Genomic DNA, 11,781 nt, shown 5'->3' with positions numbered 1-11,781 from the left:
TTTACTGTCAGAAAGGCATTTTAAAACCGGGAGGCATGGGCAAACCGGCTGAAATACTTGCCATTTTCTCCTGGGTGGTCGCTTCCGCTTTGCGAACAGCATCATTGAAAGCAGCCGTGATGAGGTCTTCCAGCATTTCCTTGTCGTCACTCATCAGTGCCGGATCAATGGACACACGCGACACATAAAATTTGCAGCTCATCAACACGGAAACCATACCTGCGCCCGATTGTCCTTCAACAATAGTCCTGCCCAGTTCTTCCTGCACTTTTTCCATGTTCTGCTGCATTGCCTGGGCCTGTTTCATCAAGCCTGCGAGTTGATTTTTCATATTCATTTCCCTTTAGAGTGGTTTAATGGAACCTTCGACAATATGCCCACCGAATTCTTGCGCAAGATTACGTAGGTAAGGATCAGCTGTCAGGGCTTCTTCTGCCTGCCTTTGTCTTTCGGCCCGCGCCTCTATGGCATTTTGGTTTGCGGTCTCTTCCACTTTTCCGATTTCAGTCGTTATCTTGACAGCGCATCCGAAATAGTCGCTCAGGACGCCGCCCAGTTTGCTCACATTATTAGGCGTACACAAGGTAGCGACAGGCGATTTCAAATGAAAAACGCAAGAGGATTCCGTTTTTTCCCAACGTATCAGTTCCGTCTGCTGCGCCAGTTGCTGAGTCAGGCCTCGCAGGGGTAATTCTGCGGCCAGTTTTGGCCAATTACAGTCCCATCCGGCCAATGACGGTTTTTCCTTAACCGAAGACGATACAACCGTCCGGTTTTCTGCGGTTTTTATGGCCTGTTCCTCAAAAGCGGGAAATTTGGCCACAGCATCTTTTGCAGCAGGGGAGGATACGGCCGCTACCGTATCCTCCGCTACCTCATCTATCCAGGGAGGAATATCGCTTGCATTATTCGCACTTTTGACGGCAGGCGCATCCATTTTGGGCGGCATCTTTCCTGCGAAGGCTTGTGGCTCGTGATTGAAACGCAGAGCGGTTTTTCCGTTTTCGCCAAGAGAAGCTGCCTGCAGCTTGTTTAATGAATCCCGTTTTCGCTGTACCGGCGCGAAAGCCAGCATACGCAGCAATGTCATCGTAAAGCCGGCATACTCATCAGGCGCCAGTCCAAGCTCATTGCGTCCATGAATGGCGATCTGATAATAAAGCTGCAGCTCTTCGGCACTGAATATGCCCGCAAGACGGGAAATATCCTGATAAGCAGGCACCTCTTCCGACAAATAACCCGGCACACTCTGAACCACGGCTATCCTGTGGAGCAACAAACCCAAATCCTGTAAAGCCGCACTGTATGAAAGGCTGCGAAAAGCCATTTCATCGGCTACTTTCAACAATTCTTTTCCATCCGTCGCCGCAAGACAGTCAAGCAAACGAACGAGATACGTACTGTCCAGCGAACCCAGCATGTCCTGAACCGCCTCGCCTGTCACCTTGCCAGCAGTATAGGCGATAGCCTGATCCGTCAGGGACAGGGCGTCGCGCATGGAGCCTTGCGCGCCCTGCGCCAGCAGTTGCAGCGCCGTTTTTTCGTACGGCACGCCTTCCCGATCCAGAACCCGTGCCAGATGATCCACGATATGAACCACCGGCATCTGTTTAAGGTTGAATTGCAGGCAACGGGACAATACCGTCACCGGAATTTTTTGTGGATCGGTTGTCGCCAGAATGAACTTGACATATTCCGGCGGCTCCTCAAGCGTTTTCAACATGGCATTGAAAGCCTGCGACGTCAACATGTGCACTTCGTCGATCATGTAAACCTTGAAGCGCGCGGCAGTCGGAGCATAAACAGCCTGTTCCAGAAGTTGGAGCATGTCGGCAATCCCACGATTGGAAGCCGCATCCATTTCAATGTAATCAACAAAACGGTCTGAATCGATCGCCTTGCAGGCTTCGCATTCACCACATGGCGCAGAGGTTATGCCTTTTTCGCAATTCAGTGATTTGGCCAGAATCCTCGATAGCGTCGTTTTGCCAATTCCTCGCGTACCGGTAAACAAATAGGCATGGTGCAAACGCCCGCTTTCAAGGGCATGCGTCAACGCACGGACGACGTGATCCTGGCCAACGATACTTTCAAAATTCTTCGGGCGGTATTTTCGGGCGAGAACTAAATAAGACATTCAGGAATTGTACCTTATTGCTTTCTGTTTCGTGAAAAGTTAGTAAATATCACGCGAAACGATCTTGTCAAATGTCTAACGACGATCCGGTCCCGTGATTTGGCGACATATTGGCCCGTCAAGCAGAACAATCAAGCCATGTAACACATATAACGGCAGATAAAAGAGTACGCAAGGAGAAAAGAAAGCAGAAAAGGCGAGCCTTGACTGCGGCACTCGTGGAGATTGGCTGTGGCTGCTTCGTTCCCGACCTGACCAGATTCACCATTCCACAATGCGCAGGGGCCCGCCAACCGGAATTGTACAGCAAAGAATGGCTTGCGCAAAAAGAAACGGCCATTTTACCAATCCAGTTCTTTCCAGATGCTGTCCACCTTCCCTTTTACTTCTGCCGACATCGAAATTTTCTTTCCCCATGTCCGGTCTGTTTCCCCCTGCCATTTATCGGTGGCGTCAATTCCCATTTTACCTCCCAGACCGCTAACAGGCGATGCGAAATCCAGATAATCGATGGGCGTATTATTTACCAGAACCGTGTCCCTTACCGGATCAACACGTGTCGAAATGGCCCAGAGAACTTCCTCCCAGTTACGAATATCGATATCTTCATCGACAACGATAATGAATTTTGTATAAAGAAACTGGCGCAGGTAGCTCCAGACGCCAAACATGACTCTTCGCGCATGGCCGGGATAGGCTTTTCTTATTTTGACAAGCGCAAAACGGTAACTGCATGTTTCGGCAGGCAGATAAAAATCGACAATTTCGGAAAACTGCTTTTGCAACAGGGGAACAAAAACCTCATTCAGCGCCAGCCCCAGCATGGCCGGCTCATCGGGCGGACGCCCCGTATAGGTAGAGAGGTACAGCGGATTTTTGCGCATGGTGATCCGCTCTACTGTCATGACCGGAAACCAGTCCGGTTCATTATAGTATCCGGTATGATCGCCAAAGGGGCCTTCAAGAGCGTGTTCATATCCGGAACCATGATTTCCGTCAGGATAAATATGGCCTTCAAGAACCATTTCGGCATTGGCTGGCACCATCAGATCACTCCCTAATGTCCTGACCAGTTCCGTGCGGCTTCCGCGCAATAATCCGGCAAACTGATATTCGGACAGTTCATCCGGTATGGGCGTCACGGCACTTAGCAAGGTAGCGGGATCCGCTCCGATCACGACAGCGACAGGAAAAGGCTTGCCTTTGTTCACGATTTTATGCTCCCGGAAATCCTGCGCTCCGCCGCGATGGGCCAGCCATCTCATGATAAGCTTGTTCCTGCCGATCACCTGCTGGCGATAAACGCCCAGATTCTGTCTTTTCTTGCCGGGCCCCTTGGTCACAACCAGTCCCCATGTAATCAACGGGCCTGCATCCTCAGGCCAGCACGTCTGAACCGGAAACGCCCCAAGATCGATTTCGTCATTTTCCATCACGATCTCACGACATGGCGCATCTTTGCGTTCTTTCGGTCTCATGTCCAAAACGGATTTCAACATCGAACCCATACCGAACAGTTCAGACAGGCTACCGGGCTGTTCCGGTTCTTTTAAAGAAGCGAGAAACAGTCCGATCCGCCTTAAATCCTGAACCGTCTCGCCACCCATTGCCCTGGCGATACGCCGCGTGTTTCCAAAAAGATTCGTCAATACAGGAATGGTATAACCCGTCGGTTTCCGAAAAAGCAAGGCCGGCCCATTTTGCGTCAGCACACGACTGGAGACTTCTGTCATTTCAAGATGAGGTGAAACGGAAACAACAATTTCCTTTAATTCGTTTTCTGCGGCAAGCTGATTGATGAAATCCCTCAAGTCGCGATATTTCATTTTATTTTCTCTTTATTTCCCCGCAAATTTCCCGGGATCAAATATTTCATAACTTATTGATTTATAAAAACTTTATTACCATTAACCGATTTTTTATTATTACAAAAAGAAATATATATTCATGTTTTTATAATTGACTTGATATAAAACCCCACATAAAATGCGCCCAGTTCCATAATGAAGAAATTTCCAGAAACAAATATATCATTCAATAAATTGATGCTCGTCATTACACAGCGGAAAAATTCCGCTTCAATAGGTGGCGCATCACGAGCTCTTCGGTAGGCAAAAGCCTTTCTGCAGTTTAAACAGTTGCCAAGCTCAACTCCACAAGCATACTGCAGCTCCATGGAGTTCATCCGTTTCACTTCACTTTTGACGTAAACGGACATTTTTCGGAAAACGATGCAAAAAAACGGCAAAAGACGCTTTTCCCGTTTGCGTCGTTGAGTGTATCCGGGAGGTTTTCATGTTTCATTCTTTTTTTAAACTATTTCATTTACCGAATTTGAAAAACAAGACAACACATCTGTTTTCCATCGCTCCCAAACGGTTGCTTATCGCCTCCCATCCCAGAATGTGGATAGTTGGCACTGGTCTGCTGCTGCTTGTTATTGCCTTTTTTTGCATCAGGCCGGAACTTGCCAGAAACGTCGGCGATTCATTACCGATCAGCGAGGCTCATGCAAGCGCGTCTCATACTTTGCCCGAAACCGCCAGCCTGATCAAAACCGACCTCATGCAAACGGAAGAACATTCCAAACTGGATGAGCTCAAGCAAAAGCAACGTGTAGCTTCATGGATATCCAAGCGATATCGTATTGCCGGCAAAGCGTCAAATCTGTTTGTAACAACCGCTTATAAAACCGCTTTCGATATCGGCCTGGACCCTCATCTCATTCTGGCAGTCATGGCCATTGAATCGCGTTTCAATCCATACGCCGAAAGCTCTGTTGGCGCGCAGGGCCTTATGCAGGTTATGGCCAAAGTCCATGCCGATAAATTCGAGGATCATGGCGGCATTCAGTATGCCCTGGATCCTGTCGTCAACATCAAGGTCGGCGCAAAAATCCTCAAGGAATATGTCAAACAGAAGGGTTCTGTTGAATTGGGACTGAAAAGCTATGTTGGGGCGGCGGCCATGAGTCACGATGGAGGGTACGGCGCCAAGGTTCTTACGGAATACCGGAAACTGAAAGCCGTTGCCAGTGGCTCGCGCGTGCCTGTTCTGGTCCAGGCGAAATCCGTCTCCAAACGTTCCATCCGGCAAAAGAAAGTCATCAATACCGCACCGCTGACCGGACAGGAAAAAAAAGAAAGCGCTATAAGTGACAACCCTGCGCTGCTGTAATGAGTGAGAAGGGAGAAATTCAGATGGCGATCGGATCGACTTCGATATGCCAGCGAACATTTGTCCTTTTGTTTCTGAGTTGCGGCACCCATTCTCGCAGCATGTGCTGAAGGTCTGGCCGCGACGCCGATTCAATCAGTAACTGCGCTCGTTCCATGTTGGCTATGCGCATCATGGCCATTGGAACGGCTTCATTAATGACAATTCCGTCCCTGTACGGAACAAGCGCACTGGCTTCTTGCAGAAAAGCCAGTGCCGTTTCGATTTTTCTGGCTTCTGCCGAAAGGAGGGCCTGATAACCGAAAGGGGGAAGCCGTGCGCTTTTTCTCTCAGCCAGCAACACATTCACATACTTTTCATAATTGTGTGACAGTGCCGCCTGATACAAAGGGTGTGCAGGATAACGCGTCTGTATCAATACTTCACTGGCGTTTGCTCCCGTTTTCTGCGAACTGCGCCCTGCACGCCCCGCCACTTGCATAAGTTGCGCGAACAATCTTTCGCCCGCCCGATAGTCATGCGAAAAAAGCGCTGTATCCGGATTCAGAACCCCTACCAGCGTCAGGTTCCGGAAATCGTGCCCCTTGGCAATCATTTGCGTACCGACAACAATATCGATTTCTCCGCGGTGCACACTTTGCAAGGCAGCCAGCAGGCTTCCCTTTTTGCTCGTTGAATCGGCATCAATACGCAAAACGCCAGCCTCGGGAAAGCAGATTTTCAGCCCTTCTTCAATCCGCTGCGTTCCACGGCCCAGCATTTGCAGGTCTGCATTTCCGCAATCCGGACATACGCGGGGAATAGGACGTTCCAGGCCACAATGATGGCAGCGAAGCAGCCGATGCGCTTTATGGTAAACCATGTAGGCGGAACATCGCGTACATGCGCTGACCCATCCACAGGCTTCACAAGTCATAACGGGGGCGTAACCTCTCCTGTTTAAAAAAAGCAGTGATTGCTCGCCTTTTTCAAGCCGCCGCCTGATTGCCGCTACCAGTTCAGGGGAAAGACCGTTATTCATTGCCTGCCTCGTTGTATCGATCAGACTGATGCTCGGAAGAAGTGCGTCCTTTACCGCCCGCTCAGGCAATTCAAGCTTGGTGTAATGCCCCGTCAACACGCGTTGCCAGCTTTCCAGTGAAGGCGTAGCGGATCCCAGCACGACAGGAATTTTCAATTGACTGGCGCGCCAGACTGCCAGATCCCTGGCAGAATAACGCAATCCTTCCTGTTGTTTATAGGAGGGATCGTGCTCTTCATCAACAATGATCAATCCCAGTTTGGGCGCCGGCGCCAGTATGGCCAGACGTGTGCCCAGAATAATACGCGCATTCCCGGTCAGAATCCCCAGCCAGTTTTTCAGCCTGTCGCTTTCCGTCAACCGGCTATGCAGTGTGGCGATACTTGCTTGCGGGAAACGATCCCGGACCGATTTTTCCAGCTGTGGCGTCAGGTTGATTTCCGGCACCATGATCAAAACCTGGACATCCGGCGTTTTTTCCAGCGTTTGCTCTGTCGCCTGCAAATAGATCTCCGTCTTGCCGCTGCCCGTCACGCCATACAGAACGAAAGGCGCAAAGCCGCCTGAATTCATTATTGCCGAAACAGCCTTCTGTTGAGCCTGATGCAGTTCGGGTTTGTCCACTTTTGCGCCCGGGATTTCGCCATCTTTTTTTTCAAGGGCTTTCAGAGCACGTTTGATAGCGAGTTTTTTATGCTGCCGTATTTTTTTGGGGACAGCAGGCAAGGCCACCTCACCCAGTGAACGCTGATAATAACGGGCCGCAAAACGACATAAATCAATCCAGTCTTTCGGGAGCGGCGGCACTTCCTGACAGAGAGAGATAACATCCTTCAGTTTGCTTTCATCTACATCGCTGTGATCTTTTATCCCCACAATCAGGCCCGTTTCCTCACGACGCCCGAATGGCACAACAATCAGCTGACCGACATGCGGTTTGCGCTCATCCGCCAAAGCCGGGGGGTAACGATAATCAAAATAAAAGTCAAGAGGTGTATCGAAAACAACCTGAACGATAAGATACGACATCAACTTAATGTAAACCCTGTGTATAGAGGCTAAGCATCGATTTTGTAAGACCTTTTTCACCTATCCACAAAGTTTGTGGATAACATTGTGGAAAATAAGCTATTGACAAACCTCTGCCCCAGTATTTATGCGGTTTCCAACAAATTGCCTATCTGGAATGCAAAAAAATAATTGTTGAAAATCAATAACTTAAAAACCAATAAAAAATTACAAAAAAAAATAATTTCAAAAATATTTCTTTATTTTTTTGTGCATAACTTTGATATAAAAAAGAAACGGACTTGACATTTCTCGTTCTGTCATTATCCGGATTTTTCCAAAAAAAGGAAAACCACGGGTTTTCGGACGCGAATCAGCGCGTCCGTCCCGTCCGTTACACGCCCATACTTTGCAGGATATTCGACAACTGCATGATCAGTCCGCCAACATGCGGATGTTTCGCTTCAAATCTGGCCGCCAGAAGTCTGGCCTGTTTATCCAGTTCGGCCAGTTCAGTCGCTCCATTTTCGTTTTGCACTGTTTTCATTGCACGGATATTTTTGTCCAGTTCACGGAATTCTTTCTGGAGTGCCGGATCGACTTTTTCCGTTTTCGCAATATGGGTATGGATCTGATCCAGCATATCGTTGATTTCAACCATTTTCATCTCCTTTTCAATAAAAACGCCGCATTAATCGAATTCATTTCCATCCCTGCCGAAAAAGTTGGCTGGACGTATCGTCTTGATTCACGTCATGGACTATCATTATCTTTAATGGCAACCTTTTTTAATCAACCGCAACGGAGGCAACATGTACAGAAAAATTTTGGTTCCTACTGATGGCAGCGTACTGTCCGAAAAAGCGATTGCAGCCGCTATTGAATTTGCAAAAAGCCATGCGGGCTGTGAAATCGTCGGTTTTTCTGTCGCCGAACCGCTCTCCTTCAATCAAATCGAATCCCTGACCAAATCGGGAGAATCCGATTATATGGTACGCGAACAGCTCTCGGCACAGTCCAGAGTGCAGCGCATTGCGGAACTGGCCAAAGCCGCCGGCGTTCCATGCGAAACGGTTGTCACCCAATCGACGAAACCGCATGAAGAAATCGTTCGGGCTGCCAGTGAATACCATTGCGACTGTATTTTTATGGCTTCCAATGGACGAAAAGGTCTGAACAAACTTTTCATCGGCAGCGAAACCCAGAAAGTGCTCGCCACTGCCCAGGTTCCGGTTCTTGTCTATCGTTAAAAAACCTCCTGACCGGACTTTTCATTTTTCTGGCTGTTTCGGAAGAAGCAGCCAGATTTTGAGTTTTTGCTTCATTTTCCCTGCCTGTTTTCCTGCATCTGAACCAAACCCCCAGAAATAATCCGCCCGTACAGCTCCTTTTATCGCACCGCCTGTATCCTGCGCCATCACCAATTTTCGCAAAGGTACCGGACTGTAAGGCTGCGTCGTATCAATAAATACCGGGGCACCTAATGGAATATGGCGCGGATCGACAGCGATGGAACGTTCCGCTGTCAGGGGGATGCCCAGCGCTCCTTTCGGCCCCTCTTCCGGATCGGTTATTTTTTCCTCCCGAAAAAAAACATAGCTTGGATTGGCATCCAGTACCTCTCTCAAGCGTTCCGGATTTTTGCGGATCCACTCCTTGATCTGCTGTGCCGATGCCTGCCCCGGCTTCAACTCCCCCTTGTCAAGCAGATACCGGCCGATAGAACGATAGGGACGACCATTCTGGTTGGCATAGGCCAACCGGATCGTTTCGCCCGATTCCGGCAAATACACCCTTCCCGATCCCTGAATTTCCAGAAAAAACGCATCCAGGACATCATCGACCCAGACAATTTCATTACCGTCCAGTTTTCCGGATTTTTCAATTTCGGCACGCGTGTCGTAAGGAACGACCCGGTGTCCCTCCAGCTTTCCCCTCAGCCGCAACCCCTTCAATTGAGGATAAGCACTCGCCAGATCAATAACCAGCAAATCGTCCGGTTGCCGGTACAAGGCCGTCTGGAATTTTCCTTTCCGGTTCCGGCTGCCAGTTAACAAGGGTTCATAGTAGCCTGTAGCGAGTCCTGTATCCGAGCCGTTTTCGCCGACAATCCGGTAAGGGTCGAAATACGATTCGAAAAAGGTACGGATAGCGGCCTGATCATTTTTATCGATGCCGCGCGCTTTCAGGCAAATGTTCTGCCAGTCTGTCCTTTTCCCGATAGCGCGGCAACTGTTTAGGAAAGCAGGCCAGACAGCCTTCATATTGTCAGTATTCCAGTCCGGCAAATCGGTAAATGAAACCCGTTGCCGTCTTTCGGGCGGCACGACTTCCGGTTCAGGAATCTCCGGGGGCGTCGTTGTACAGGACGCCAGCAAAACTGCCAGACAGACTAAAACAAAATACGGAATAAAACGTTTGCCAAACATAATCGGAACCTGTGCTCTTTAATCGACCGGAACAGCCGCCTGGGCCATAAAAACATTCTGTTCCGTATCATAAGCCATTATGAGCCGTCCAAACCGTCATACAAGCGTTTATCAGGATTTTAGTGAAGTGTTCTCGGCAAAGACAGCACGAATTCGGGGATTTTCACCTGAAACTGTTCTCCTTTTTCCGTCACGCACAAAAATTCTCCCTGCATTGATCCCTGCGGAGTTGACAGTGCCGTACCGCTGGTATATTCGAATTCTTCCCCGGGCTTCAACAAGGGCTGCCGGCCCACAACGCCCAGTCCGCGAATTTCCTCCACATGGTTGTTGGCGTCCGTAATGATCCAGTGACGGGCGATCAGCTGGGCGCCTACTTGCCCTGTATTTTTGATCGTCACGGAGTACGTAAAGACGTAACTGCCCCGGTCAGGTGCAGACTGATCATCTATGTATCTCGTGGTAACCGAGACATCCAATGCTTGAGAACTCATTCAAATCCTCTTCTTTTCAAATAAGCGTTATTATCCAACGATACAAAACTCCTGAATTTGCGGCTCGCCAAAGTTCTTTCCGATGCCGCCGGTATAAAATAACGGTTTCACCTATTTAACCTGTATTCCCATGACTACTTACCGCATCGCTCCCAGCATACTTTCAGCCGATTTTGCGCAATTGGGCAAGGAAGTACGTGATGTCGTCGCTGCCGGCGCGGACATGATCCATTTCGATGTGATGGACAATCACTACGTTCCGAACCTGACCATTGGCCCCATGGTATGCTCCGCCATCCGCCCGCTGGTAAAAGTGCCGATTGATGTCCACCTGATGGTCAAACCGGTCGATCGTCTTGTTCCGGATTTCGCCAAAGCAGGCGCCGACATTATTTCCTTTCATCCTGAAGCATCAGAACATATCGACCGGACCTTGCAATTGATCCACGACAACGGTTGCAAGGCAGGCCTCGTTTTCAACCCGGCCACCCCGCTGGACTATCTGCTTCATGTCATGGACAAACTCGATCTTATTCTGATTATGTCGGTCAATCCCGGGTTCGGCGGCCAGTCTTTCATTCCGCATGCCCTGAAAAAAATCGAAACGGCACGCGCCATGATCGATTCATCCGGCAGGCAGATCATGCTTGAAGTCGACGGCGGGATCAAAGTGGAGAATATCGCCGAGGTTGCCCGCGCAGGTGCGGATACTTTCGTTTCCGGATCGGCCATCTTCAACGAACCTGATTACGCCACCGTGATACGGCAGATGAGAGAACAGTTGAACACGGTCGTGTCCCCCATTTCGGATTGAACGTCATGCAGAAAACTTCCCAGAAATTACCCCTGACCGACATTCATGTGATCATTCTCGACCTGGACGGCACGATGATCGATTCAGTGCCCGATCTTGATGTCGCCTTGAACGGCATGCTGAAAGAACTGGCGCTTCCGCCTGTCGATGTCTCGTCCATACGCCTGTTTGTCGGCCGTGGCACACAAAATCTCGTACGGAGTACCCTGTCGGTTCATCTGGAATCCGATGAAGTCGAAAAAACCATGAATATCGCCATGACGCTGTTTTACAAGTATTACCGCATCGTCAATGGCGAACACAGCACGGTTTTTCCCGGTGTCCGGGAAGGTTTGAAGCTCATGCGTGAAAAAAAGCTCAACATTGCCTGCGTAACGAACAAGCCGTCCATCTTCACAGAGCCTCTGCTTGCCAAAAACAATCTTTATTCTTACTTTAATCTTATTTACTGTTCAGACACCTTTCTCGTCAAAAAACCTGATCCTTTCCCCATGCAGATGGCTTGCAGAAAATTCGGTTACCGGCCGGATCAGGCAGTCGCTATCGGCGATTCCATCAATGACGCGCAGGCAGCCCGTGCGGCCGGGTGTTCCCTATTTATGGTGCCATATGGTTATAATTACGGAAAACCTGTTGAAGAAATGAATCCGGACGCTACGGTGTCCAGTTTGCTGCAAGCAGCCAATCTTGTTTCCTGAAAG

At 49.4% G+C, this 11,781-nt stretch carries 12 protein-coding genes and 1 other RNA gene; 4 read left to right on the top strand and 9 right to left on the bottom strand.

All coding sequences use genetic code 11. The features are described from left to right. Positions 1-7 precede the first annotated feature (7 nt). The 5 genes from OFAG_RS01485 to OFAG_RS01470 form a co-directional block, all read right to left on the bottom strand. A complete protein-coding gene (locus OFAG_RS01485; RefSeq protein ID WP_020994718.1) occupies positions 8-331 on the bottom strand; it encodes a YbaB/EbfC family nucleoid-associated protein in 324 nt (107 codons plus the stop codon). Between the two features lie 12 nt (positions 332-343). Next, positions 344-2,137, bottom strand: a complete 1,794-nt coding sequence (gene dnaX, locus OFAG_RS01480; protein ID WP_005878040.1) for a DNA polymerase III subunit gamma/tau — start codon at positions 2,135-2,137, stop codon at positions 344-346. A 192-nt stretch (positions 2,138-2,329) separates the two neighbouring features. Further along, an RNA gene (gene ffs, locus OFAG_RS13180) (signal recognition particle sRNA small type) lies at positions 2,330-2,428 on the bottom strand. Positions 2,429-2,478: 50 nt separating this feature from the next. Next, positions 2,479-3,963, bottom strand: coding sequence for a UbiD family decarboxylase (locus OFAG_RS01475; RefSeq protein WP_005878042.1), 1,485 nt, complete (start codon positions 3,961-3,963; stop codon positions 2,479-2,481). 119 nt (positions 3,964-4,082) lie between these two features. Continuing rightward, on the bottom strand, positions 4,083-4,355 hold the full coding sequence (locus tag OFAG_RS01470; protein ID WP_020994717.1) for a hypothetical protein: 273 nt from the start codon (positions 4,353-4,355) through the stop codon (positions 4,083-4,085). A 77-nt stretch (positions 4,356-4,432) separates the two neighbouring features. Here OFAG_RS01470 and OFAG_RS01465 point away from each other — a divergent pair, with 77 nt between their 5' ends. Next, entirely contained in the window at positions 4,433-5,314 is an 882-nt protein-coding gene (locus OFAG_RS01465) for a transglycosylase SLT domain-containing protein (protein WP_005878044.1), read from the top strand. Between the two features lie 19 nt (positions 5,315-5,333). Here OFAG_RS01465 and OFAG_RS01460 read toward each other — a convergent pair whose 3' ends face one another. After that, positions 5,334-7,364: a primosomal protein N' gene (locus OFAG_RS01460; RefSeq protein WP_005878046.1), complete on the bottom strand. Its 2,031-nt coding sequence runs from the start codon at positions 7,362-7,364 to the stop codon at positions 5,334-5,336. Between the two features lie 373 nt (positions 7,365-7,737). Then, positions 7,738-8,010: a DUF4404 family protein gene (locus OFAG_RS01455; RefSeq protein WP_005878048.1), complete on the bottom strand. Its 273-nt coding sequence runs from the start codon at positions 8,008-8,010 to the stop codon at positions 7,738-7,740. A 145-nt stretch (positions 8,011-8,155) separates the two neighbouring features. On the opposite strand from OFAG_RS01455, the gene OFAG_RS01450 reads away from it, so the two are divergent. Beyond that, on the top strand, positions 8,156-8,593 hold the full coding sequence (locus OFAG_RS01450; protein WP_005878051.1) for a universal stress protein: 438 nt from the start codon (positions 8,156-8,158) through the stop codon (positions 8,591-8,593). A gap of 21 nt (positions 8,594-8,614) precedes the next feature. Here OFAG_RS01450 and mltA read toward each other — a convergent pair whose 3' ends face one another. Then, complete coding sequence (gene mltA, locus OFAG_RS01445) at positions 8,615-9,772, bottom strand: murein transglycosylase A (RefSeq protein WP_005878056.1); 1,158 nt, start codon at positions 9,770-9,772, stop codon at positions 8,615-8,617. A gap of 119 nt (positions 9,773-9,891) precedes the next feature. Next, a complete protein-coding gene (gene apaG / locus OFAG_RS01440) occupies positions 9,892-10,266 on the bottom strand; it encodes a Co2+/Mg2+ efflux protein ApaG (RefSeq protein WP_005878058.1) in 375 nt (124 codons plus the stop codon). Between the two features lie 130 nt (positions 10,267-10,396). On the opposite strand from apaG, the gene rpe reads away from it, so the two are divergent. Both rpe and OFAG_RS01430 read left to right on the top strand, forming a co-directional pair. Next, positions 10,397-11,080: a ribulose-phosphate 3-epimerase gene (rpe, locus tag OFAG_RS01435; protein ID WP_005878060.1), complete on the top strand. Its 684-nt coding sequence runs from the start codon at positions 10,397-10,399 to the stop codon at positions 11,078-11,080. 5 nt (positions 11,081-11,085) lie between these two features. Next, the gene (locus OFAG_RS01430; protein WP_020994715.1) at positions 11,086-11,778 is read left to right on the top strand and encodes a phosphoglycolate phosphatase; all 693 of its coding nucleotides are present in this window, start codon (positions 11,086-11,088) and stop codon (positions 11,776-11,778) included. The last annotated feature ends 3 nt before the right edge of the window (positions 11,779-11,781 follow it).

It is taken from the genome of Oxalobacter paraformigenes, assembly GCF_000158475.2.
Lineage (GTDB): Bacteria > Pseudomonadota > Gammaproteobacteria > Burkholderiales > Burkholderiaceae_D > Oxalobacter > Oxalobacter paraformigenes.
This window is presented reverse-complemented; position numbering and strand designations above follow the sequence as displayed.

Bases quoted from the DNA above. Each gene is read 5' to 3' on its own strand.
- OFAG_RS01455 (WP_005878048.1), bottom strand. From the start codon at position 8,010: ATGAAAATGGTTGAAATCAACGATATGCTGGATCAGATCCATACCCAT.
- OFAG_RS01430 (WP_020994715.1), top strand. From the start codon at position 11,086: ATGCAGAAAACTTCCCAGAAATTACCCCTGACCGACATTCATGTGATC.
- OFAG_RS01460 (WP_005878046.1), bottom strand. From the start codon at position 7,364: ATGTCGTATCTTATCGTTCAGGTTGTTTTCGATACACCTCTTGACTTT.
- OFAG_RS01485 (WP_020994718.1), bottom strand. From the start codon at position 331: ATGAAAAATCAACTCGCAGGCTTGATGAAACAGGCCCAGGCAATGCAG.
- OFAG_RS01470 (WP_020994717.1), bottom strand. From the start codon at position 4,355: ATGTCCGTTTACGTCAAAAGTGAAGTGAAACGGATGAACTCCATGGAG.
- rpe (WP_005878060.1), top strand. From the start codon at position 10,397: ATGACTACTTACCGCATCGCTCCCAGCATACTTTCAGCCGATTTTGCG.
- mltA (WP_005878056.1), bottom strand. From the start codon at position 9,772: ATGTTTGGCAAACGTTTTATTCCGTATTTTGTTTTAGTCTGTCTGGCA.
- dnaX (WP_005878040.1), bottom strand. From the start codon at position 2,137: ATGTCTTATTTAGTTCTCGCCCGAAAATACCGCCCGAAGAATTTTGAA.
- apaG (WP_005878058.1), bottom strand. From the start codon at position 10,266: ATGAGTTCTCAAGCATTGGATGTCTCGGTTACCACGAGATACATAGAT.
- OFAG_RS01475 (WP_005878042.1), bottom strand. From the start codon at position 3,963: ATGAAATATCGCGACTTGAGGGATTTCATCAATCAGCTTGCCGCAGAA.
- OFAG_RS01465 (WP_005878044.1), top strand. From the start codon at position 4,433: ATGTTTCATTCTTTTTTTAAACTATTTCATTTACCGAATTTGAAAAAC.
- OFAG_RS01450 (WP_005878051.1), top strand. From the start codon at position 8,156: ATGTACAGAAAAATTTTGGTTCCTACTGATGGCAGCGTACTGTCCGAA.